This window comes from Arthrobacter sp. SLBN-112, assembly GCF_030944625.1.
In the GTDB taxonomy this organism is placed as follows: domain Bacteria; phylum Actinomycetota; class Actinomycetes; order Actinomycetales; family Micrococcaceae; genus Arthrobacter.
Genome location: NZ_JAUSXY010000001.1, coordinates 3,232,068 through 3,255,402, shown reverse-complemented (window position 1 = coordinate 3,255,402; position 23,335 = coordinate 3,232,068). Strand labels below are relative to the sequence as shown.

Here is a 23,335-nt window from a genome sequence, read left to right as displayed (position 1 = left end):
TTGGACACGCGAATTCACGAGCCGCTGACAGAAAAAGGGGAATCGGACCTGCTGTTGACGTTCCCTGGGCGCCGGCCTGCTGTCAGGTCGGCGATGGTTTCAGTCTGACATGTGAATAGGGAAGCACCAGCCACTGCCAGCCTGACGTTCTCCTGCGTCGTTGGCTTGGCGCAAATTATCCGGTTGGTCGGGCAGCACAACCCAGCGGCAATGGGCCCCGTTCGGTCGAAAACCAAAGGAAAAGGGTCCGGAAGTGTGAATGTCACCGCTCAAGGTTTGGAACCAAAGCACCGCATCTGCTGGCGCCCCTTTTCGGTGATACGGTCTGGCCCCCAGGATGGTATTCCAATCCATTTCAAGCGCCAGGTGCCACATATTCCCTGTAGTACAGTCGCGACGTGCTCCTCGATGAACGTGTTCAAGGGGTAGGTTGCAGTCGGTGAAGGAAGCATCAAGGAAATCACGACAGCGCGATCGTTCCCAAACTCCAATTTATAGAGCAGGCCAAGGTCAACGATGTTGGCGCCGAGGTCCGGGTCAAAAACGTCAGTTAGGGCCCGTTCCACGTCCCACAATGACCTGTTGTCGAGGTCCTCTGCTGTTAGCAGGCCAGCTTCCTTTTCGGATGTTTCAATCCGACTCATGATGCCACCATCCCTCCCAGGAAGATGATGAGATGGTGCCGGCCGGAAACCCTGCATTGCGAGGAAGAGCCCCGCGATCGTGATCCCGGCGGCTGGATCCTCCGGGGACGTTGAGCAGCGCATTCAGGATGCTGAAAAAGAGTTTCATGATTGCTGCCTCCGTTGTATGTTCCGAGCATCGAACGGTCGCCGAAGGGTGGTCACCTTGTTGTGAGGCCTGAGGTAAGCCGGTCAGAGGCCATGTTTGACAAAAGAATCACCAGTGATGTGCCCTGCAGATTTATGTGCTTGCCCGTCCTTGCGTACGACTTGAGGGATCTCCGCTGCGACGGTCACTGGCTCCCCGCATCCTTCGCTAGGCGCCAATTGCGCACCCGCGGTTGTACCGCTTGGCGCTGGGAAAGGGCTTGGCCGATGGTTTCACTGGGAGCTGGAGTAAGAAGTGCGGGCATCAACTCTTGTGCTGGTACCCGCGCTTCTCGTATCACATCTCTAGCGAGTAACTCCGTGCATCTCGGAGGTCGGGGGGTAGAAGGGAATCTCCGGCTTTTTTGCACCGATGATCACGCAAATGAGGGCATCTTCACCGCTGACAGTGCGAAGGCTCCGGGGCACACCGGCAGGAACACGAATCAGGTCGCGGTAGCCTAAAACACGACTGGCCTTCTTGGTGCCGTCCTCGACATCGTGGATGCTGACCTCCACCTGGCCCTCAAGGACAAAGAACACCTCTTCAACGTCGGGGTGCGTATGTTCCGGACCTACGCACCCGGCCGGCAGAACCATGTTGGAGAACGTGAAGTGTTCGGCCTGGAGGATGTTGTTATCGTCTGAGTGGTCTCCGGTAGCTCCGGAACCGATGTAACGGACCTGGCCACGCCGGAATTTATCCCCCATTTTCGTTTGGAACTTCAGAGTGTCAAAGTCGACGACCCGGCTCTCACGCGATGCGATAGACGAATCGATGAGCTCTTCAAGATCTGTTGTCGGTGCACTTACGGTTTCGCTCATTGTTAAACCCTCTCGAACTGTGGCGATGTAAACCAAGAAATTGCTAGCAAAGCTAAGGAGCGGGTGCCTCAGCTCTAACTATCTCAACACTAAGGGGTATCCATTCAAGTAACAAGACCCTGAGTGGAACTAAATTGAGTTAATTGATACGAGAAAATCTCAGTGCTAAGATGCACTGACGACATCTAAAGGACAGAGCCATGCCCGAAGACACAACTGAAGCTGACGCTATTGATCTCATTCTGGCGGATTGGCTGCGCGAGCGGCCGGACCTGGATGCGAGCTCCATTGGTATCCTGGGACGGCTCATGCGGTTGGCGAGTCAGGTCCGTGCGGTCGAGAGTTCCTACTTTGAGGAATATGGACTGACACTTGCGTCCTTCGACGTCTTGGCCAACTTGCGCCGCTCTGGCCCACCGCACCGGAAGACTGCCGGGGAACTGGCGACCTCCTCCATGCTCACGACCGGTGGTATTACTTTCCGGTTGGACAGGATGGAGGAGCAGAACCTCATCGAGAGAGTTCGGACGCGCGAAGACCGCCGCGTTGTCTACGCCCAGTTGACCGCTCATGGCAAGACTGTCATTGATGAGGCATTTGGAAGGCATTTGGACAAGCAGCGTCAGATGTTGAGCGGTCTGACAGAATCGGAGCTCGAACAACTCGCAGCGCTGCTCAAGAAGGCAGAGGCATCTGTGGTCGAGTTTGATGTCAAGGCGGCGGAAGCGGTTGGCCAAGGCTCCTGAAACCTTCCATCTTCTTCGCGCGATTCCTGGGTTGTGTAGGTGGCGTTCCCGGCTACCCGGTCTGATCTAGGGGAACAGCATCGCGAAGAACAGTGTTCAAGGGCGCACGGCGTAACTGGCTCTTACCCTGCGGGGTTCCTGGCACACTCCTGACCGGAAGGAAGGACCCCCGGATGTATCGAACAGGTCCTTGTGGTCCTTGCGACGCTCTGTGGCTCGAGGAGTGCACTCATATCAGTCCGCCGCGGCTACCGATAATGGATTCCAGGGATCGTAGTACGGCGAACGGCACTATGCCGCTCGTCCTGGGATTGTCCTCAGAGGGCTTGTTGCGGATTTCGAATCGGTATTCTCCCAGGTCTCCAGAGGCTTCAATGACGTGGCTGGTCAGTTCCGCTGCCGGGTCTGCCCGCACACGGACGGTCACAGCGTCCCAGTTGTTCACGGCGATGGCAACGGCTGCGCCAGCGTTTAGGGACTTAGGGAACAACAGAGCGGCATCAGCGGCCGATCCCTCATAAACGTCCAGTGGCCCACGAGCATTGCGTATCTTCTCAAGCAAAGCCTCGTTCATCCAGGGCTGGACAAGGGAGTCTGGCAGCTTCGTCGTCGTAATCGTGACTTTGTCATAGCCTTCCGCCCGGGCGCCGGAGGACAAAAGGTCAAGACCGCCGATTGCGCCGGATGTCAGGAAGAGTCGGCCTGGTCGGGCGGCGTGGAGCTGCTTTGCGAATTCTCTATCTGCCAAGGCGCCAATAGAGGTCACGAGCAGGTCAACACCTGCACGCAGCACATCTTCAGCGTGCTCGACGAGTGCTTCCTGTCCTGCACATTCGATCAGTAAATCGCAGCATTCCAGCGCCTCCGCCAGGTCCAACTGCTTCACCGGAACATTAGTGAGCAGGCTGCGGGAAATGATACCTTCCAGGGCAGCCCCTGCGACGTGTCCCGAAGCAATCCCAGCAACGACCGGTACTCCGATGGCGCCGTAGCCGATTACTCCGACCCGCCGGGTGTGTGCTGACTTCATATTTTCCTTCGAGTCTTGATTGAGTAATTGCTTCCTCTCGTGGCAGACGGGTTCACGAAGCGCAGCGAGAAAAGAGTTCCCGTCACACTCGATGGCGCTTGTGCCCAGCCGAATACCACTAGGAATTACCGACGATTGCACGCGCTGTTCCGCCCTTGGGGAGGAAGTTTCGTTTCCCTCCGAAAGTCGGATTGCTGATGACAGTCCGACTTTCGGAGGATTAGAACTGGAATAGTGATGTCCACCACCCGGTATATCAATGCACCTGCCGACGATCCCGCGGATGGGCAGCCCGGATAACGCCTTTGTGTTTCGATTTCCACCGTTGGCCTATCTGCGACGAGCCAGCTATCGTTCACCAGGTGGGGCACGGAAAGTCGCCCGAAGGTTCCCGCTCTGGCGTTGCAGACCAGCGCCTTATCGCAGATGCCGGCAGGCTTCGGCAAGTTCATTTGATCCGGCCGAAGGTTTCTCGCCACTGAACATAGGAATCACTTCCGCAGCGGGGAGTCGTGGATTACAGCCCTTCACCCCTGAGGATGGCAGCCTGCTTTTCTGCGTCGGCTTCGTAGACGCGCCTGATCCGCGCGACGCCGAGGTCGTGCTGGTAGAGGTGTTCGTCTTTGTCAGCATCGGCGGCAAGTGCTTCGAGGACTTCGCGGTCCTGTTCCAGGACTGCCCAGTGCTTTTCTTCAAGGGTCGTCTTGTACATGAACCGCCAGACGTCGCGCTCCCAGTCCGATACGGTGCGGGTGCGCCAGTGGAAAATGGCCGAGTTGTTTGCATCAATGGGAGTGGCCATACCGACGATGCCGAAAGTCCCGCCGGGTCCTGCGGATTCGGCATACGGGATTTCCAAATCGACGTAGTCCATGGCCTCGCGGCAGTATTCGACCCAGTCAAAGTTCACGCCGCGCTGGTCCGTCTTCTCAAAGAAGAAGCCTCGGTCAGTTTCGCGGATTCGGAAGCGGGCGCTGGTGTCTCCACCGAACATGGAATGTGAGTCGCGGTGGAGGAACGCACCGTGCATCGGATCCAGGACGTTGTCCATGTAGAAGCGCCAGGGCCCCTTCCACTCCGCGTAGTTCGCGAACCAGGAAACCTCTGGATTGGCTAAGCGGTCCGGCAGCTTGAACTCCGTTACCTCAGAGTCGGCTGTCAGGGGCATGAACGCGAAAATGGTATCGGCTGCTTCAGCAACTGCCAGCGACGTGGTGACCGTTCGGCCCTCGAGGGCACATCCGGGCATGCCGGGAACGGACACTACCATACCGTCTCCATCGACCTGGACTCCGTGATATTTGCAGGCGACACGGTCTCCGAGGTGCTGACCAACGGAGAGGGGGGCACTGCGGTGGGGGCAGCGGTCCTCGAGCATCCGGATGCGTCCGGTGGCGTCGCGGAACAGCAGCCAGTCCACGCCCAGGCGCCTAACCTTGACCATGTCCCCAACGCCGACGAAGCGGGAGGGATAGATGGGGTACCAGCGGTCCCGCAGCCCCATGGCTGCCAGTTCTTTGGCATCGACTTCGTGGCGGACGCCGACCACGTTTTTCGTCTTGCTCTTCCAGGTGGTCGGACGAACGGTTTGCGTTGTAGTTGTCATTTCTTATTCTCCCAGTCGTCGCATTTCGGCGCGGAAACGGGCTTCGTCCCACGGTTTGCCATCCGGAGCATTGAGACCAAGACTGTTCAGACCTGTAACCACCCCTGGCAAATCTTTTGTGCCGCCGCCGAAGACCTCGCTCAGTGCCCCGGCAAGTTTCTTCTCGTAGGGAGTTGCGGGCCTGGTGAGGGCCTGATTCGGTTCTAGGTACTGTTCAGGCACGGAAGTCCTCCTCTGGTTCGGCGAAGGTGTGTAGGCCTTCGGCGATGTTCATGAATGATGTGGCCCACTCGTTGAAAGAGTCGGCCCGTGTTCGGTGTGCGGGGACGGCGGTGTTTTCGATGATGACGAAGACGCCGTTGTCGATTCCTCCGGCAATGCTTTGCGGCTCGGCAATGTCGGTGTATGCCTGCGGCACCGCGGCGATGACCAGCGATGGTGCCTGAACGAGCCGGAGCGAATGTGCATAGCCCTCGATGGAGGTGTCCACCTCCGGGTCTGCAAGAATCAGGCTCTTGACCAGCTCGGGATAACGGCCGGCGAGCACGATGGTGGCGTAGGCGGCCCGTCCGGAGGCCACCAGGTGCACGGGAGTGACCCCGCCGTCCTGGACTGCTGCCGCAGCACCTGAGACCCACTGTTCAAGCTGGTCTTCGGTGACGGTGGCACCGAGAAAGGCGCCGTCGAAGTTTTCCCAGGTTTGTGCATCGTAGGCAGCGACCTGCCGGCTGTACCATTCCATGGCTCCGGTGCCGTTGTGAAGGCAGACGACACGGTGCCGGACTTGCCCTGTGTCCGGTGGTGGGCTGTCCAAAGTCAGTGGTTCTGTCAGTGCCATTTTTTCCTCGTCCCTCTAGTGGTTCCGGCTGGGGATATGCACCGGCGGCACGAACGGTCCCGGCGCAGGGTCCAGGGCTGTGACGTCGATTTCGATGACGGCCGGTCCCCGGACTGCCAACGCTTCTGCCAGTGCCTGATCAAATTGTCCGGAGCCGCGGACCCGCCAGAACGGCAGGCGCAGTGATTGGGCCAGCAGGTCAAAGTCCGGAGTGTAAAGATCCACGCCAGCTTGGGCGAAGCCGTTAGCCTTTTGCATGTTCCGGAGGACTCCGTAGCCGCTGTCGTTGAAGACCAGCACTACACACCAGGCGCCCGAGCCTCCAAGTGAGGCGAGCTCACCGAGGTGGACCGCCAGTCCGCCGTCACCGACAATCACGACGGTAGGGATCCCAGGCCGGGCGCAGGCGGCGCCGATGCCCATCGCAAGTCCCTGGCCGATGCCACCGCCGAGCGGGAAGATGTTGGTTTCCCGCGAGTAGATTTCGAGCAGGCGGTTGCCCCATTGGCTGGAGGGGATGGTTACGTCGCGGGCGATTACTGATTCGCGATCAAGCCGCCGACGAAGGCTTTCGCAGATTTCGGCGTACCCGCCGATGTATTCGGTCAGGGCTGCCCTGACGTTGCACCGGGTCGCGCGTACCCGCTCGGTCCAGCCAGCCTCGACGCCGGGGGCGGGAAGTTTTGCGATGATCTGCTCGAGCAGGACCCGGGAATCACCTTCCAGCCCGACATCGGCCGGGTAGACCCGGCCGATGGCTGCAGGATCGATGTCTAGCTGGATGTGCGTGCCGGGCAGGGCCATGGAGTAGTGCTTTGTTTCATTTGAACGGAAGTGTGTTCCAACACTGAGCAGCACGTCCGCGTCCGCCAGGAGCGCCGCGGCCTCGGGGGTGGTAGCGAAGTTGCCGATCACCTGGTCATCATCTTCAGGCACAACGCCTCTGCCGGAATTGCTGGTCAGCAACCCGGCGCCGAGGCGGTGCAGCAGCTCAGTCAGGGCTGTACCGGCACCGGCGGCTCCCCCGCCTGCCCAGATGAGGGGCATCTTGGCCTGGGAGAGGAGTTCAACGGCCTTGGCCACAGATTCCTCGTCGATGGAGGTTTCAGGCTGGCTGGGGGAGTCCACCGGGCGCTGTTCCTCGGGCAGGGCCAGGTACTGCAGGTCGATGGGCCATTCCAGGCTGGCCGGTGTATGGGGGGCGGTCATCAGGTGCGAAATGGCTTCTTCCAAATCTGCTTCGGCATCTTTGGCGTTGAAGATGGTCCGTGCGTAGCCCGATACGGCGTGAAGCATCTGCAGCTGTCGTGGGACCTCGTGGATCACTCCGCGGTTGCTTCCGAGGAATTCACTGTCGATTTGGCCGGTGATGTGCAGCACGCGGCTGCCTGCGGTCAGCGCCTCCACCATGGACCCGGCAGCGTTGCCGGCGCCTGTTCCGGTGCTGGTGAGGGCGACGCCGAACTTGCCCGAAGCGCGCGCGTAGGCGTCCGCCGCGTTTACTGCCGCGGCTTCGTGGCGGACGGCGACGAAGTTCAGTTCCCGGTCCACGGCCTCGATGAGGGGAAGGTTGTGGATACTGATCACCCCGAACGCGGTGTCAATGCCGTGCCTGCGCATTACCCGGACGAGGATGTCACCGCCGGTTGGGTTTTGGGGCATTTTCGTTCCTTGTTCCATGGACATGTCATATCTCTTTCGTAGATCAGGGCCGGGTATGCCGTTGAGCGTGAGCCCGATGGCAGGTGCCTTACACATAGCGGCCAACGCCGCCGCCGACGTCGATCGTGGCTCCTGTGGTGTAGCCGCTTAGCGGGGACAGAAGGGTAAGAATGTGGAAGGCGACTTCTTCGGCTGTGCCGAAGCGGCCCAGCTTTACCCCCCGGTCCTTGGTGATCTCGGCGGTCCACTCCGTGAAGTCCAGGCCGCTGCCTGACTGCTCGAATCGCCGGCGCCACTGGCCGGTATCGACCAGTCCAAGCAGCACCGAGTTGACCCTGGTACCGTCCGCGGCGAGATCTTCAGCCAATGAGTGGCTCAGGTTCAACAACCCGGCGCGCGCGGCTGAAGTAGCGGCCAGGCGCAGCTCAGGTTGGCGGGACAGGATCGCATTGACGTTGACCACTGAGCCGTGCGGCGACGCGGCCAGGGCAGCCCGCGCCGAGCGTACGATGTTCAACACCCCGAAAATCTTGAGGTCGAATTCTTCGCGGAACTGCTCGTCGGACGTCTCATCCAAGGTAGCCATGAGCGAGCGGCCGGCGTTGCACACCAGCCCGTCAACAGCCCCGAAGCTTTCCAAGGTCGCCGCAACGAACGCGTCGGTGGCTTTGCGGTCGGTCACGTCGCAGGTGGCCAGGTAGATGGAGTTTTTGTCAGCCCACGCAAACTGATCGAAAGCTGCCGCGAGGCGCCCGGCATCACGGGCGCAGGCAGCTACCTTTGCGCCTTCTGCAAGCAGGTAACGGGCGGTAGCCAGGCCGACGCCGGAACTCGCTCCCGTCACAACGACGGTGCGGTCCTTTAATTGCAGATCCATCTGGTGGTCTCCTTGATCATCAGCCGGAACCCGGCGTCCTGGGGTATTTTTCGGGAATGGGGGATGTCGTGGGTGGTGTTAGCTGACTCAGTGCCCCATGACAAAGCCGCCGTCAACGATGATGTTCTGACCGGTGATGAACGCGGCCGCGTCCGAGAGCAGGAACTGGACGACGCTCGAGACATCCTCGGGCACCTGGTCCCTTTCCAATACCCTTGTCTCTTCGTAGAGCCGGTAGCGGGAAGCCGGTACGGACTCGGTTGCCTCGACTCTGGTAAGGCCCGGGGAAACGGCATTTACACGGACCCCGGCTGCTCCCGCATCCCGGGCCATGGTCCGGGTCATTGCCAGGACCGCGCCTTTGGAGCTGACATAGTGGACCAGCCGCGGCGAACCGTACAGCGCGGCGTCGGAAGCGACATTAACGATGGCGCTCGTCTGCTTTTGGGCCAGCTGCGGATAGAGGTGCTTGCTCACCAGCCAGGTACCGAAGGTGTTCACCGTCATGACCCGCTGGAAGAAGTCCTCTTCAAGGTCCCAGAAGGTGTCCCCGCCAACGCCGTCGGCAAGAGCTGCATTGTTGACCAAGCCATCTGCCCCGCCTAGTTCCCGGACGGCATCGGCCAAAGCCGCAACGGAGTCCTTATCCGCGATATCGGTGATGATTGCCGTGGCATCAAACCCGCGTTCGCGCAGCCTATCTGCTGCACCTTCCGCGAGTTCAGCGTTTTTCTCAGCGATGACAATGCGGTCACCTCCGGCTGCCAGCCGTTCAGCGATACTGAATCCCAGACCACGTCCAGAGCCGGTTACTACGATCAGCCGTGTCATGAAAGCCTCTTCCAAAACTCGAGAATCGACGACGCCATCTCTGCCGGCTTCTCCTGCACTGCGGCATGGCCTGCACGGGGAATGATCTTGAAAGAAGCGTCTGTTATGGATTTGGCGAGAATCCGGGATTCAGCCACACCGGTGACTACATCGTCTTCGCCGACCAAAACCAGTGATGGTACCTGCAGGGACGACAGCACATTCGATGTGTCGGTAGCTGCCATCATGGCCGCTGCCGCTGTGTAACCGGGCAACCGGACCTCGGCCATCCCGGACCTGACGGCCGCGGCTTTCGCAGCGTCCGCTGCCGGCGAGACCAGCCTGGACGCGCGCCGGTCGGCAAACGCTTCTGGCCCCAGTTCAGCCAATTCCGGGACGCGAGCCAGCATCCGTTCCACCGACTCACCGGTAACGGCCGAGCCCCGGGTGCTGTCCGCCAGCACCAGGGAGCGGACAGCACCCGGTTCCTGCGCTGCCGCTTTGGTGGCGATAACTCCTCCCCACGAGGTCCCAATCAGGTGTGCGGGACCAAGGGCGAGGGAAGCCAAAATCTGCCGGACGAGCCCGGGATAGTCGACCGGACCCGGTGGATCCGCGGACTCCCCGTACCCTGGGGCATCCCAGCAGAACGTACGGTAGCCGGCCTCACTGAGAAGCTGTGCCAGCGCCCCGCAGGATGAGGCGTTACCCCCGATGCCGTGCATCAGGAAAACAGGCGCTCCTTCACCACGGACGACCAGGGATACGCCGTGGAGGGAAATACGGCTGCCCAAGCTTCCGGTGGCGGGAGCTGCCTCAGTGGGCAGCTGCATGACTTACCGCATCTGCCGACGGAACAGTGAAGTAGTCCGCGCTGCCCGGGACGACGCGGGAGCGGTAACCGTCATCGGGGATTCCGGCCATGGCAGTGCGAACGTTGACCGTCGGCGGCCCGGCGGTTCCCCACTGGTCCGAAAGTTCCGGGGTCCGCTTCCATGTACGGCACAGCCAGCTGTCCTCATCAACCTGCGCAACTTCCGAGGTGTACTCGCAAACCAGGCCTGCAGGGTCGGTGAAGTAGGAGAAGGTGTTATCCCCGGGACCGTGGCGTCCCGGTCCCCACTGGGGGGCGATACCGTGGATTTTGAGGGACCCGATACCGCGCATGAAGTGGTCGATGCTCTGCATTTCGTAGGCCACGTGGTTGACTGCTGTCCACGGGGCCTGGTTGAAGGCGATGACATGGTGCTCAGAATTGCACCGCAGGAAGGACATCTGGTGCTCGGACCAGTCCGAGACCCGCATGCCCAGGACCTGCGTGTAGAAGGCGGTAGCCCGGTCAATGTCGATCGTATTCAGCACGACGTGGGCAATTTTTCGAGGGATTGCCCGGCGCCCGGATGGCTCCTGACTGACGACCGCGTGAACGTCAGCGGACAGCTCTACGAGCCTTCCCTCGGGGTCAACCAACTGCAGGCCGTATCCGCCGGCAGCGTCGTCCAGGGGTCCGGGTTCACGGAAGAGGGGAATACCCAGAGCAGCGAGCTTAAGGGCTGCCTGGTCCACCTCCTGGGGCGTGGCGAGAGCGAAGGCGACGCCCCCAAGCGCGTTCTGCTGGCCCTTTTCCAGCTTTAGAATGTGGTGCTCGGAGCCGGTTCCGCGGAGCCAGAAGCGGTCGCTGTCCTCCTCGACGGTAGAAAGGCCCCAGACCTCGTGGTAAAAATCCTTGGCACGTGCCGTTTCCGGTACCTTCAAGGACACCGAGCGAAGGGCTCGCAATTTACAGACAGGCTCTGCTGCGAAGAAATTCATGGGGCTACCTTCTTACTTTTCGATGGTTTAGAGATCAAGAATCAGTTCGGCCGAACGGCAACGCGAGACGCATACGAACATGGATTTGTTTGCGGCCTGCTCGGCCTGGGTGAGGAGAAAGTCACGGTGCTCCACGTCGCCGCTGATGACGCGTGTTTCGCAGGTACCGCAGATTCCTTCAGCGCAGGAGCTGGGAACGTCGATGCCTGCGTTGTTGAGGGCATCAAGCACGGATACGTCAGCCCCGACGGGGATGCGTTGGCCGGTGCTGTTGCATACCACGTCAAATGCTGATTCGCTCTCCACCGGGACAGCAACTTTTTCCGGTGCCTTGAACCGCTCGATTCGAAGCTGCGCTTCGTCCTGCATGGCCCCGGCAACGGCTTTCAGCAGCGGTTCCGGACCGCAGGCGTAAACCAATGCATCCGGGCTCAGTGTTCCGACAGCGGCGGCCAGGTCAGGGTAGCTGCCGTTGGCTTCGTCGTCGGCGTGGATGGTGATCCGGTCCTGGTGCAGGGTGTCGATCTCGGGAAGAAAGGCCATGCTGGAGCGGGACCGGCCGGTGTAGAGCAGTGACCACTCCGCGCCTGCTGCATGGAGTTTGCGCGCCATGGAGATGATCGGGGTGATGCCGATTCCGCCGGCTACCAGGACGTAGCGTCCTGCGTCTTCGAGCGCGAAGTTATTACGCGGGCCTTCTACCGTGATGAGCGCGCCCACCGGTAGGCCGTCATGGACGTGTTGGCTGCCGCCGCGTGAGTCGGGGGCCCGGAGCACGGCTACTGTCCAGCTGGTCGAATCCAGTGGATCGGAGCAGAGCGAGTACTCGCGTATGAGCCCGTTGGGCAGGTGAAGGCTCAGGTGGGCACCGGGCTGCCATTGGGGCAGAGGTGCTCCGGAGGGGTCAGCGAAGGTAACGCTGGTTACCCCGTCTGATTCAAACTTTTTTTGCTGGACCCTCAGGGTCCGTGCCGTGGGGTCCCCGGTTGCTACCTGGCCGGTGGCGGGATTCTGCCGGGGTGAGTTTTCCGGTCCCCGTGTGTTCAAAGTGACGGTAGTCATGGTTCACTCCTGGCCCCGGTGGGCAATGGCTTCAATTTCCACCGTGGCACCGTAGGGCAGCGCAGAAACTTCAACGAAGGTCCTGGCCGGCCGGGGTGCGGTGAAGAGCTGCTCATAGTGGCTGTTGGCCTCTTCGCGCAGGGTCAGGTCCGTGACGAAGTAAGTGGTCTTGACGATGTCCTGCATCGACATGCCGATGGTCGCCAACCGTTCCGAGAGCCTGGTTGTAGCGGCCTCGATGGCCTCTGTTCGGCCACTGACGGGGACGTAGTTTTCATCAACGGACAACGCCCCGGACACGAAGCCGAAACCCCCGGCCTGGTACGCCGGACTGTAGGGGTGAGCACTCACTGACTTGCCTTTCGTGGGGGATGGATTGGAATATGCTGCGGATTTCATGCGCCGGCCCAAGGCAAGGGTGCGCCGGAAAGATCGACGTATATGCTCTTTTGGCGCATGTAGGAGCGGATACCGTCCCGGCCTTTTTCGGTGCCGAGACCGCTTTCTTTGATTCCGCTGAAGGGGGTGGCGATGCTGAATTGCTTGTACGTGTTGATCCAGACGGTGCCCGCAGCAACCGCCCGCGCAATGCGCCAGGCACGCCGATAGTCCGCTGTCCAGATGCCGCAGGCCAGACCAAACACACTGTCGTTAGCCTGGGCCAGCAGGTCTGTTTCATCGTCAAAGGGAAGAACCACAGCCACGGGACCGAAGATCTCCTCCTGGCAAATCAGGTCGGAGTTGGCCACGCCGGCAATGATGGTGGGCAGGTAGTATGCGCCCTGCTGCAGCTCCGGCTCCGCGGGCCGTGCGCCCCCGCACAGGATTTGTGCTCCGGCGGCCCGCGCATCTTCAACCATTTTTTCAACGGAGTCCCTGTGGGCGTGGGCAACAAGAGGTGCCACCTGTGTGCCCGGGTCGGTTCCTGGCCCCACCCGCAGGGCTTTGGCTCCTTTGATTATGCGTGCCAGCACGGTGTCATAGATGGCCCGCTGGATGAATACCCGCGAGCCGGCAATGCAGCTCTGACCGCTGGAGGAAAAGATTCCGTAAAGCACCCCGGCAACGGCTTGCTCAATGTCGGCGTCCGAAAAAACGATGGTTGGTGATTTTCCGCCCAGTTCCAGCGTGATTGGCATGATTTTCTCGGCTGCGATGCGGCCCAGCTGCCGCCCGGTCGAGGTGCCGCCGGTGAAGGAAACCTTGCCCACATCCCTGTGCCGTACCAAAGCGTCCCCGACCGTCCTTCCCGGGCCCGGAAGCACTGAAAGCAAGCCCGACGGCAGCCCAGCCTCGTCACAGATCCTTGCCAGCAGCAGTGACACCCAGGGTGCCCAGACCGGCGGTTTGATGATGACGGCGTTGCCGGCGGCAAGGGCCGGTGCAACCTTTTGCGCGTCACTGGCAATAGGGGAATTCCACGGCGTAATGGCAGCCACAACACCGATGTGTTCATAGGTGGAGATGCTCAGGTAGTCACCCCGTGGCGGGGTCAGCGCATCCTCCATGGTCTCAAGGGCTGCTGCGGTGAAACGGAACGTGGCCGCGGCGCTCATGGCCAACGCCCGGGTCTCCTTGAGCGTTTTGCCGGTGTCCTGGGTTTGAAGAACAGCGATGCGGTCAGCATCGGCTTCGATAGCCGATCCGATCCTGTGTAAAACAGCGGCACGTTCGTGCGGCAGCTTACGCGCCCATCCGGACTCTTCGACGGCCGCCAGACCGGCCGAGACCGCGACGTCAACATCGTCAACGGTGGCGCCGTGGAGCGTCGCGAAGACCTCAGAAGTTGCAGGATTGACAGATTCGATCAGTGCGCCCGCGCCCCGGGCCCAGACCCCGCCGACATAGATTTCATCCAGCGTGTCCATGCCGGGATCAAAGCTGCGCAAGGGGATAAACCTTTCGGAATATGCTCCGGAAGGCCGTTCCACGACGCCTGCGCTGTTCTGCCTTGTCATCCTTGGTCCACCAATCTTTTTAGTCACTCAGGTTGCCGCCGACTTGGTTCGCGGCTGTCCCCGTTATTCCGGAAGCGACCGGAATGTGAACTAGGTCATGTCCAAGATATAACAGTACTAAGATACTTTGTGTCAAGGCAGTGGGGTCTTGATCTTTAAGGGCTAAGGAGATAGAACTAACACAGTGCCATGATCTTCACCACACCTGAGCACCTCGCCAGCTTCCCGCCCATGGTGGCCGGGTTGACTGGAAGAGAGCACGTGTCGTGCGTGAACGGAGAAACCGCCATGACCTAGCAGCCGGCGCCCACGCCTGGGCCTCGTCTACGGCCTGGACCCGAGAACCGTCCAAGGGCGGATGGCATGCCCCCGCTTCGAGGCTGTACTCGAAGCCATCACAACCTTAAGGATGTCCAATGGACACAATGAGCGACCCCCAAAAGCAGGACGCCGCCAAACCCAACTGGTGGGTGCTTTGTCTCGCCTGCGCCGCTGTAGTGCTCGATGGATACGACACGGTAGCGTTGGGCTTGTCCATACCGGCGATCGCCAAGGACTGGGGTGTTCAAGCCTCGGAGTTTACTGCTGCCCTCGCACTGACCAGTGCTGGGGTCGCTCTGGGGTATCTGGCCGTGGGGCGACTCGTGGCCAAGTTGGGCACTAGAAACGTCATTGTCTCGGCGGTCGTGGTGTTCACCCTGGGTTCGTTGCTGACAGCATGGTCCGGTTCGATTATGGAGCTGACGATCCTCCGTTTCGTGACCGGCCTGGGACTGGGTGCCGTGTTGCCCGCCGCTGTCTCACATGCGACGGCAGTCAATCCCCGTCGTTGGCGTCAATCAATCGCGGTAGCCGTAATGACGGGCATCTCGCTCGGGGCTCTCATCGCTGGGCTGGCCGGGAGCGGTATCGTGGCCGCGTTCGGCTGGCAATGGGTGTTCATTATTGGAGCTGTTTCTTCTACTGTACTTCTGCCGTTTCTGTGGTTCGGACTGTCCGATAACCGCGTATCGAATGCGCTCATGGACGCCGCCGAGGCCAAGCACCATGCGTCGGTTGCACGCCTGTTCGATCCTTCCGTGCGGAGCAGAACCCTCCTCCTGTGGGCTTTTTCGTTCCTCATCTTTTCCGTGTTCTACGTGTTCTCGTCGTGGTTGCCTACGCTGCTTACCAGCTACGGCTTCAGTACCGGTCTCGCGCCGCTGGGGTCGGCGGCGCTGGGCATAGGAAGCATCATCGGTGCTTGCGTACTAATCCTCGGATCTCGTCGATTCCGGATGACGTCCGTCCTGGCTGGAACCTCGGCGGTAGCGATCGTCTTCCTTGTCACCTCTGCATTCCTCGGCCCGGACAAAGCGCTGCTGCTGCTGGTCTTCGGTGGCGTCGGACTCGGGCTTCAGGCCGGCATGATCGGCCAGGCGGCGGTCGCCGTGACGCTGTACCCCCAAGCAACGGTCACCGCCGGCATCGGGTGGGCGGCTTCACTGGGCCGACTCGGATCGGTTGTCGGCCCGATCTTCGGCGGCGTCCTCATCGGACTCGGCGTCGATACCAGCATCATCGTTCTCGCAGTGTGCGTGCCCGTGATCATCGCTCTGGTGTTGGTGCTCATGCTAGGACGGATCACAGCAGCCAAAACGCGGATTCCGATGTCACCACACCTGGCGAAATCACCCCTCACCGCGCCGCCGCGGACCTAAGTAGGCCCGGTTCCGCACTGCCCCTTCGACAATGACCCGAAGGGGTCGTGCGGGTCTATACATGGGTTGAAACTTCATTTCTCGTGCCGCCCAGTGGAAGGCTTCCAAGTTTCTTCTAGGCAAGGAAGAAGTCCGTCCGATCAGACGCGGATTAGCAGAGGCGAGTATTTGCCAACTGTCGCGACTATTCTCGCGCCATCCCCGCCCGCTGTATCCGACAGGGCATCGGGCGGCATCTCCGGACCTGCACCGCCGCGACGTGCAGTCGCTTCCGGCCGTCGTCCATCACCATGCAACCGAGACTGGCGTCCCCAGTTGCCTGGCCTTGCACGCCTCGATGAACTTCTGGCCGTCCTTGTCCTAAAGCCACAGCGTGAACCTCTGGGGCCAGACCCAGTGCCTATCTCTACTACTGATCCGCCCGACAGCACTTATCTGGCTTGGGCTACGGTCGCCCGGTTCCACTCATTGACGGCAACAAACGGACGGCGTGGACGCTCATGGTGCTGTTGCTGTGGATTAACGGTTACCGGCATGGCTTCACCACGGATGAAGGCTTCGACCTCGTCGTCGGAGTCGCCGCGGGCACTATCGATTTGTTGGACCCTGCCGCGCAGATTTCGGAACATCTGGTGCCCCGATAGTCCTTTACGCCCCCGAAAGGGCGTGTGGACAATGATGCTCCTATTGTTGTCAACGGGCGCGCGGCCACGCGCTGCGGAGGTTACCGCGGCCGGCAGTTCCGGCCTCAAGGGTCGCTCTTTTGCGATCGCTGCGCGACGGCCTGCGGCCGCCCTTGACCCCGGGGCTTGCACCGGCCATGGTCAGGCGGGCAGCATGCGGGCCAAACCCGGGATCCGGCATGTGTATGGTTGCCGGGGTTTGGCAGTTGAGCCAGGTTTCGTAGCGTTGGTGGAAGTCGTTGTCGTGGGTGAGTCCGCGTTCGAGGCGGGACAGTGCGGTGGGCCAGACGTGGAGGGCGTCGGCGGCCTGTTGAAGGGTCAGCCGTTTGGCGGTACGTGTTGTCCGGAGGGTTCCAGTATCCGGGGCGGGGGATGGGTGGAGGAGTTGGCCGTAGATTTCCCGGGCGACGTAGCGTTTGAGGCAGCGCATGATTTCCTTGGTGCTTTTGCCTTCTTGGCGTCGTCTGGCCACATAGTCCCTGGTCCTGCTGTCGTGCCTCATCCGCACGAGCACCACGCGGTGGATTGCTTTGTTGGCCTGCCGGTCGCCGCCGCGGCTGAGCCGATGCCGGGAGGTCTTTCCCGATGATGCGGGGACCGGGGCGACGCCGACCAGGGCTGCGAACTTCGCTTCGGAGTTCACGCGTTCGGGGTTGTCTCCCACCGTTACGAGGAGCTGGCTGGCGACGTCGGTGCCCACGCCCTGTAAATCGCGGAGCATCGGTGCGTGAAGGGCGAGGATGGCGTCGAGTTCGGCGTCGATCAGTGCCAGTTCCTGGTGCAGGTGCCGGTAGCGGACGGCGAGGCGTTTGAGCACGGTCGCGGTGCTGGTCAGCGGCTCGGAGGCCGGTCCTGAGGGCCGGGTCTTTTCCAGTGCAGCCATCAAGGCGGGACTGGTCATGGCCCGGTACCTGGCGCGGATCGTTTCCGGGGCGGTCACCAGGATGGCCTTGACCTGGGCCATCACGGCGACCCGGGCGCGCATTGCGGTGGCGCGCTCGGCGCGCAGCACCCGCAATGATTCCACTGCTCCGTCCCGGGATTTCGGGGTGGCGCCGGCGCGGCCGGACAATACCGATTCGGCAGCCTGATAGGCGTCGAGCGGGTCGGATTTTCCCTGCAGCCGGCGGGCCTGCCGGTTCGGGCGCATAACCTCCACGACGTGAATGCCCTCGCGGACGAGTACGCGGGAGAGTTCTGCCCCGTAGCTGCCGGTCCCTTCCACGCCGACAGCAAGGACCGGACCGAACTCCGCGATGAACTCGATGATGCGCCGGTAGCCGGACCCCGCCGTGAGGAATTCCCTGTCGGCCAGGTGCCGGCCGGTGTCGGTGATGAGGGCGACGTGGTGGGTATCGGAGTGGGTGTCGATCCCGGCGATGACTTTCAGCTGTTCGTTTGTCATGATGAAAACTGCCCTGGCCTTTCCGTTGCATGCGATGAGAAAGGGGCACGCTTCGGCCGGGTGGGCAGACAAGACAGTAATGGGACTCTTCGGAACAGGCTCCTATAAGGTCATGTCCACCTGGCCGCCGCGTTTACTGCGGGTTGTGTCGCGGCGGACAGATCAATGTCAAGACAAACCCTCACAGGGCGTCAGCCACACTTAGAGTCACCCCGCGACACAGCCAATTTCATCATTACTGTCCACACTTACGTCTGCTTTATGCGGGGGCCGTGAGGACGTGAGTCTGATGCCTGGTTGGGCCATAAAACCTTTCGATCACGGCTGACTCAAAAGTCGATTCTTGGAGCACAACGTGACTGCGATTTGGGGTGGTTGGTCCGATGAATGCCGGGGCTCCAGCCCCCCCCCCTACAAGTCGCTTTCGGATGCCCCTCCGCGGGTGTAAGTGGCAGTCAGGCCGGCTCTCGCCTGCTGACCGGTTGTCTCGAATCGCGAGTCTGATGCGGCGAATTCCAGTGGTGCCTGCAACACCGGACTTAGTTAGCTGGGTTCGAGACTAGCTCGGCGAGGACTTCTGCGGGCGTTCGGTAGCCGTGTCGTTTCCGTGGCCGGCGGTTGAGTTCCGCGGCGACGTTTTCGAGGATTCCGGGCCCGTGGAATGACAGGTCGGTGCTTTTCGGGAAGTACTCGCGGAGGAGCCCGTTGGTGTTTTCGTTGGTGCCGCGCTGCCAGGGCGAATGGGGGTCGCAGAAATAGATCGGCATACCGGTCGCCATCGTGATCTCCTGATGCCGGGACATCTCCGCTCCTGGATCCCAGGTCGTCGAACGGCGCAATTGCTCGGGCAGGCTATTCATCGCGGTGATCATGGCGTCGGCGACGGTGCGGGCGGTATGGTCCTCTGGCAGATGCAGCAACATCACATATCCGGTTGCGCGTTCGACAAGGGTCCCGATCGCGGATCTCGATGCCGTTGAACCGATGATTAAGCCCCTTCCCAATGGCCGGGAACGGCGCGGTCCTCGACCTCGGCCGGCCGGTCAGAGATCATCACCATCTCCTGGAACCGTTGCGGGCGAGGACCTTCCGGCCTTTGCGGGCGCCGACGCACCCGGCCGGACCGCAGCGCCGTCGCAACTTCCAGGCGCAAGGATCCGCGGCCCTGGACGTACAGGGCCTGATAGATCGTTTCGTGTGACACCTGCATCTCCGGATTCTCCGGATGCTCCACCTTGAGTCGGCCCGCGATTTGCTCCGGGCTGAACCGGTCGGTGAGCATCGTGGTGACCTGTTCCCGTAACGCTATCCCGTCCAGCTTTCGCGGCTTCGGCCTGCGGGCACGGGCCCACGTCTGTTCCTGCGCGAGCGATGGCGAATACCGGTCACTGACGCGGTTCCTCGCGATCTCCCGGCTGATTGTCGACGGAGCCCGGCCCAGGAAGGCGGCGATACGACGCACTCCATGGCCCTGGGCAAGCTGGAAGCCGATCTCTTCCCGCTCACGCAACGACAACAGCCCTGCACGGGGCACACTGAAATTCGGAAGCGGCGATGGCAACACCTTCTGATGGTCGCTCAACCACCGGTACGCAGTCGGACGCGACACCCCCGCGGCCCGCGCCGCTACGGCTACCGCCAGCCCGGCATCCATCCCTTCCCAGAACGCTAAACGAACACTCAACGGCGACCACGGCCTGCCCATCGACGGCACCCCACAGAATTCAGGGTGTTGCACTCACCATCTGAACTCGCCGCGCAGAGGTTTCGAGACCTCGCATTGGGCTGAGTCGTGTTTGGTAAGTGGTCGGGCTGTGGCCGTTCCTCGGCCTGCCGGTGATCGTCAGCATGCATTGTGAGAATGTCCGATGCCTCGATGAAGCGCCAGCTCCTAGAATGGGTGGGTGAATCTTTCGCATCTCGGCGCCCCGATCGGGCCGATGATCCGCGTGCACGGCGGGTTCGCCAACCGGATGTACCGGCTCGACACCGACCAGGGGTCGTTCGCAATAAAGGAGCTGAACCTCGTCGACCGCCGCTGGACCTCTCGCGTCGAGGACGTGTTCAGGTTCGAGCGGGCAGCCTTCGCTGCCGGCATTCCGATGCCAGAGCCAATCTCGGCCAGCCAATATACGCTCGTTCACCGATGGGTCGAAGGCGAGAAGGTGCCCGAAGCCCCGGTGCCGGCAGCGTACGCGTTTGAGGTCGGCGAGATCCTCGCTCGCATCCATGCGCTCGACGTCGCATGGACGAATGTATCGATCGAGGACCCGACGTCACAAGACTGGTCCGAGCTCGCCGCGCGGGCGACGGCAACCGGACAGCCGTGGGCCGGTGAGCTTGCCTCTCAAGTCGAGACGTTCCTCGCGATTGCCCACTTCGTCGACACCTGCGAACGGCGTGGCCCCGTCGTGCTGACCCACAGGGACATCCAACCGTGGAATCTGCTCGCTCGAGAGGGGCGGCCGGTGGTGCTCGACTGGGAGCTCTCGGGGATGCTCGATTTGTCCAGCGAACTCGGCTCGACCGCGCTGAGCCTGGCAAAGGGACCCGGCTTGGAGGACATCGAGCCCGCCATTTTCCGCTCCGTTCTCGACGGCTATGTCGCGGGAGGCGGAGTGCTGCCGCCGCCAGGTCCAAGCTGGTTTGTCTTTATGATCGGCGGCTGGTTGGGGCACACGAGGTGGAACATCCTCCGGTGCCTCGCCGGCGTCGAGACGAGCACCGGCCCTGACCTCGCGCTCTCGCACGAGTCCGTACGCAACGGTGTGCGCGGACTCCCCGACCTGTTCGGGCGACTTGGAGAGCTCGTGGCGCTGCTCTTGTGAAAGTGGCCTGCATCCGGGTGTGGCCCGGAGCGTGTTGATCGACCTGACACGGTCGCAGATCAGATCAGATCAGATCAGTGCGGCGGGCGGTGAGGACGCGCAGGTCCACGCTGATTTTGGACCAACAGACCTCCCGTTCATCCGCGATCTCCGTGATCGTGGCTATGAGTTCGAGGAGCGCGTTTTCGTCGTTCCCGACGCGTTTCGAGAGCAGCACCGTCCCTGTCTGATCGATCACGACGCAATGATGAGCTCTTTTGCCCGAGTCGATTCCTACCCAGAACCCCGGCATATTCAGTGCCCTTTGATCAGCTCCAATTCGGTTGGCCTTGTCGATAACTACGCCGGCACGTCCTTACCCAACGATCAATGATCCAGTGGCGGGAGCTTCGGCGTGTGCTGAGAACTCGGAAGCTAAGCCCGCTGGTCAAGGGGCCACTTAGTGCCCTCTGTGCTGCTGAAGGCGGCGTCGAAGCTGGTTTGGGAGGCGGGGTAGTCGTATTTTTTGAGGTTGGTGAGGGCTTCGGGGGCGCCGTGGAGGCGGTCCATGCCGGCGTCTTCCCATTCGATGCTGATGGGGCCGTTGTAGCCGATGGCGGCGAGGGCGCGGAAGGAGGTTTCCCAGGGGACGTCGCCGCGTCCGGCGGAGACGAAGTCCCAGCCGCGGCGGGGGTCGCCCCAGGGCAGGTGGGAGCCCAGGACGGTGTTGCGTCCGGTTTGGCGGAGCTTGGTGTCTTTGCAGTCCACGTGGTAGATCCGGTCTTTGAAGTCCCAGATGAAGGAGACGGGGTCGATGCCTTGCCACATCATGTGGGAGGGGTCCCAGTTCAGGCCGAATGCTTCGCGGTGGCCGATGGCTTCGAGGGTGCGGAGGGTGGTCCAGTAGTCGTAGGCGATTTCGGAGGGGTGGACTTCGTGCGCGAAGCGGACGCCTTGTTCGTCGAAGACGTCCAGGATGGGGGTCCAGCGGTCGGCGAAGTCCTGGTAGCCGGCGTCGATGACTTTTTCGGGGACGGGCGGGAACATGGCGACGTATTGCCAGATGGCGGAGCCGGTGAAGCCGACGACGGTGTCCACGCCGAGGGCTTTGGCGAGGCGGGCGGTGTGTTTCATTTCCTCGGCGGCGCGGGTGCGGACGCCTTCGGGGTCGCCGTCGCCCCAGACTTTGGAGCGGACGATGGCCTGGTGGCGGAAGTCGATGGGGTCATCGCAGACGGCCTGGCCGGTGAGGTGGTTGGAGATGGCCCAGACCTTGAGGTTGTACTTGTCCAGGATTTCGAGTTTGGCGTCGACGTAGCCGGGTTCGTCCCAGCGCCAGGCGTCCAGGTGGTCCCCGGAGACGGCGATTTCCAGTCCGTCATATCCCCAGCCGGAGGCCAGGCGCGCGACTTCTTCAAAGGGCAGGTCGGCCCACTGGCCGGTGAACAGGGTGAACGGACGGGGCATGTCAGGCTCCTTCAACCATGGCTAAAGACTTGTGGTCAACGGGGGTGAGCGCACTGTTGTTCTTGGCTGATCCTTCGACCGCGTCCAGGACGCGCTGGACGTTCAGTCCTTCTTCGAACGACGGCGAAGGCTGGGTTCCGTTCCGGACGGCCGTCAGGAAGTCGCGGATCTGGTGGGTGAAGGTGTGTTCCCAGCCGATGATGTGGCCTTGCGGCCACCACGCTTCGAGGTAGGGGTGTTCGGGTTCGTTGACCAGGATCCGGCGGAAGCCCTGCTCGCGAACGGGCAGGGTAGCGTCCAGGAACCTGAGTTCATTCAGCGACTCCAGGTTGAAGGTCAACGCGCCGTCGGTGCCGTACATCTCTATCTGAAGGCTGTTCTTCTGACCGGTCGCCACGCGGGATGCTTCGACGGAGGCGCCGATGTCTCCAGTAAGCCAGAAGGTTGCCCACGCGGCGTCGTCCACGGTGACGTCCTCCAGCCCGTCCGGGCCCGGCCGCTGGGTGACGAACGTCTTCAACACCCCGGAGGCCTCAAGGATAGTTTCCCCGGTGAGGTACTGGATCTGGTCAATGGCGTGGGAGGCGATGTCCCCGAGGGCGCCGGAGCCGGCGGTTTCCTTGCGCAGCCGCCAGGTCATGGGGGCCTGGGCGTCGGCGAGCCAGTCCTGCAGATAGGCTGCCCGGACGTGCCGGACGGTGCCCAGGCGTCCCTCCGCTATGAGCTCCTTCGCGAGGGCCAATGCCGGGACGCGGCGGTAGTTGAATCCGATCATGGACTGGATGCCACGCGCACGGGCGGCACGCGCGGCCTCGGTCATCGCTTCCGCCTCGGCGATGGTGTTGGCGAGGGGCTTTTCCACCAGGACGTGCTTTCCGGCTTCCAGCGCCGCGATGGCGATTTCGGAGTGCATCCAGCCCGGAGCGCAGATGTCCACGATATGGATGTCATCGCGTTCCAGGACCTGGCGCCAATCCGTGGCCGACTCGGCCCACCCGTACCTGGCCGCGGCCTCGGCGACCTGTTCCGGGTCCCGGCCCACGAGCATTTTCTGCTCGAGGGCCGGAACATCGAAGAAGCTGGCCACGTTCCGCCACGCATTGGAATGGGCTTTGCCCATGAACGCGTAGCCGATGGCCGCAACACCGAGGGGTTCGCATTCCGGGTGGCCATTCTGGGGGTTGGTGGGGGCAGGTGCGGAGTTCGTCATGAGTGAT

The 23,335-nt window shown here is 61.8% G+C and carries 22 protein-coding genes and 1 pseudogene; 4 read left to right on the top strand and 19 right to left on the bottom strand.

Annotation, left to right across the window (positions count from 1 at the left end):
* Nucleotides 1-269: 269 nt before the first annotated feature.
* Nucleotides 270-644 carry an iron-sulfur cluster assembly protein gene (locus QF050_RS15230; RefSeq protein ID WP_308931173.1) on the bottom strand — a complete coding sequence of 125 codons (375 nt, stop codon included), beginning with the start codon at nt 642-644 and terminating at the stop codon, nt 270-272.
* A gap of 492 nt (nt 645-1,136) precedes the next feature.
* Nucleotides 1,137-1,655 (bottom strand): cupin domain-containing protein, encoded by a 519-nt coding sequence (locus QF050_RS15225; RefSeq protein ID WP_308931172.1) that lies wholly within the window; start codon nt 1,653-1,655, stop codon nt 1,137-1,139.
* Between the two features lie 200 nt (nt 1,656-1,855).
* On the opposite strand from QF050_RS15225, the gene QF050_RS15220 reads away from it, so the two are divergent.
* Nucleotides 1,856-2,401, top strand: coding sequence for a MarR family transcriptional regulator (locus tag QF050_RS15220; RefSeq protein ID WP_308931171.1), 546 nt, complete (start codon nt 1,856-1,858; stop codon nt 2,399-2,401).
* A gap of 229 nt (nt 2,402-2,630) precedes the next feature.
* Here QF050_RS15220 and QF050_RS15215 read toward each other — a convergent pair whose 3' ends face one another.
* From QF050_RS15215 to QF050_RS15160, 12 genes are all read right to left on the bottom strand, one after another.
* Nucleotides 2,631-3,431 (bottom strand): aspartate dehydrogenase domain-containing protein, encoded by an 801-nt coding sequence (locus QF050_RS15215; protein ID WP_308931170.1) that lies wholly within the window; start codon nt 3,429-3,431, stop codon nt 2,631-2,633.
* A gap of 517 nt (nt 3,432-3,948) precedes the next feature.
* A complete protein-coding gene (locus QF050_RS15210; RefSeq protein WP_308931169.1) occupies nt 3,949-5,037 on the bottom strand; it encodes a Rieske 2Fe-2S domain-containing protein in 1,089 nt (362 codons plus the stop codon).
* Between the two features lie 3 nt (nt 5,038-5,040).
* Nucleotides 5,041-5,259 (bottom strand): recombinase-like helix-turn-helix domain-containing protein, encoded by a 219-nt coding sequence (locus QF050_RS15205; protein ID WP_308931168.1) that lies wholly within the window; start codon nt 5,257-5,259, stop codon nt 5,041-5,043.
* Complete coding sequence (locus QF050_RS15200) at nt 5,252-5,779, bottom strand: alpha/beta hydrolase (RefSeq protein ID WP_308931167.1); 528 nt, start codon at nt 5,777-5,779, stop codon at nt 5,252-5,254. Before QF050_RS15200 ends, QF050_RS15205 begins: the two co-directional genes overlap by 8 nt.
* 111 nt (nt 5,780-5,890) lie before the next feature.
* Nucleotides 5,891-7,537 (bottom strand): thiamine pyrophosphate-binding protein, encoded by a 1,647-nt coding sequence (locus QF050_RS15195; RefSeq protein WP_308931166.1) that lies wholly within the window; start codon nt 7,535-7,537, stop codon nt 5,891-5,893.
* A gap of 88 nt (nt 7,538-7,625) precedes the next feature.
* A complete protein-coding gene (locus QF050_RS15190) occupies nt 7,626-8,414 on the bottom strand; it encodes an SDR family oxidoreductase (protein WP_308931165.1) in 789 nt (262 codons plus the stop codon).
* Nucleotides 8,415-8,501: 87 nt separating this feature from the next.
* A complete protein-coding gene (locus tag QF050_RS15185) occupies nt 8,502-9,245 on the bottom strand; it encodes an SDR family oxidoreductase (protein WP_141941025.1) in 744 nt (247 codons plus the stop codon).
* Nucleotides 9,242-9,949 carry an alpha/beta hydrolase gene (locus QF050_RS15180; protein WP_308931164.1) on the bottom strand — a complete coding sequence of 236 codons (708 nt, stop codon included), beginning with the start codon at nt 9,947-9,949 and terminating at the stop codon, nt 9,242-9,244. The genes QF050_RS15185 and QF050_RS15180 overlap by 4 nt, the downstream gene beginning before the upstream one ends.
* 91 nt (nt 9,950-10,040) lie before the next feature.
* Nucleotides 10,041-11,036, bottom strand: coding sequence for a VOC family protein (locus QF050_RS15175; protein ID WP_308931163.1), 996 nt, complete (start codon nt 11,034-11,036; stop codon nt 10,041-10,043).
* A 27-nt stretch (nt 11,037-11,063) separates the two neighbouring features.
* On the bottom strand, nt 11,064-12,098 hold the full coding sequence (locus QF050_RS15170) for a PDR/VanB family oxidoreductase (protein ID WP_308931162.1): 1,035 nt from the start codon (nt 12,096-12,098) through the stop codon (nt 11,064-11,066).
* Nucleotides 12,099-12,101: 3 nt separating this feature from the next.
* Nucleotides 12,102-12,449 (bottom strand): RidA family protein, encoded by a 348-nt coding sequence (locus tag QF050_RS15165; RefSeq protein ID WP_308931161.1) that lies wholly within the window; start codon nt 12,447-12,449, stop codon nt 12,102-12,104.
* 44 nt (nt 12,450-12,493) lie between these two features.
* Entirely contained in the window at nt 12,494-13,987 is a 1,494-nt protein-coding gene (locus tag QF050_RS15160; RefSeq protein WP_374121532.1) for an aldehyde dehydrogenase, read from the bottom strand.
* A 485-nt stretch (nt 13,988-14,472) separates the two neighbouring features.
* Between QF050_RS15160 and QF050_RS15155 the strand changes: the two genes are divergently transcribed.
* Together QF050_RS15155 and QF050_RS15150 are read left to right on the top strand one after the other, a co-directional pair.
* Nucleotides 14,473-15,756: an MFS transporter gene (locus QF050_RS15155; protein WP_308931160.1), complete on the top strand. Its 1,284-nt coding sequence runs from the start codon at nt 14,473-14,475 to the stop codon at nt 15,754-15,756.
* 500 nt (nt 15,757-16,256) lie between these two features.
* Nucleotides 16,257-16,400 carry a hypothetical protein gene (locus QF050_RS15150; RefSeq protein ID WP_308931159.1) on the top strand — a complete coding sequence of 48 codons (144 nt, stop codon included), beginning with the start codon at nt 16,257-16,259 and terminating at the stop codon, nt 16,398-16,400.
* A gap of 49 nt (nt 16,401-16,449) precedes the next feature.
* Here the strand turns inward: QF050_RS15150 and QF050_RS15145 are convergent, their stop codons facing one another.
* The gene (locus QF050_RS15145) at nt 16,450-17,844 is read right to left on the bottom strand and encodes an IS110 family transposase (RefSeq protein ID WP_308931158.1); all 1,395 of its coding nucleotides are present in this window, start codon (nt 17,842-17,844) and stop codon (nt 16,450-16,452) included.
* A 539-nt stretch (nt 17,845-18,383) separates the two neighbouring features.
* Nucleotides 18,384-19,549 (bottom strand): annotated as a pseudogene (locus QF050_RS15140) (IS30 family transposase).
* 199 nt (nt 19,550-19,748) lie between these two features.
* Here QF050_RS15140 and QF050_RS15135 point away from each other — a divergent pair.
* Nucleotides 19,749-20,672 carry an aminoglycoside phosphotransferase family protein gene (locus QF050_RS15135; protein WP_308931157.1) on the top strand — a complete coding sequence of 308 codons (924 nt, stop codon included), beginning with the start codon at nt 19,749-19,751 and terminating at the stop codon, nt 20,670-20,672.
* A gap of 64 nt (nt 20,673-20,736) precedes the next feature.
* On the opposite strand, the gene QF050_RS15130 is transcribed toward QF050_RS15135, so the two are convergent.
* From QF050_RS15130 to QF050_RS15120, 3 genes are all read right to left on the bottom strand, one after another.
* Nucleotides 20,737-20,964, bottom strand: coding sequence for a transposase (locus QF050_RS15130; RefSeq protein WP_374121531.1), 228 nt, complete (start codon nt 20,962-20,964; stop codon nt 20,737-20,739).
* 122 nt (nt 20,965-21,086) lie between these two features.
* Nucleotides 21,087-22,118, bottom strand: a complete 1,032-nt coding sequence (locus QF050_RS15125; RefSeq protein ID WP_308931155.1) for a sugar phosphate isomerase/epimerase — start codon at nt 22,116-22,118, stop codon at nt 21,087-21,089.
* A gap of 1 nt (nt 22,119) precedes the next feature.
* Nucleotides 22,120-23,328, bottom strand: a complete 1,209-nt coding sequence (locus QF050_RS15120; protein ID WP_308931154.1) for a Gfo/Idh/MocA family oxidoreductase — start codon at nt 23,326-23,328, stop codon at nt 22,120-22,122.
* Nucleotides 23,329-23,335: the final 7 nt, after the last annotated feature.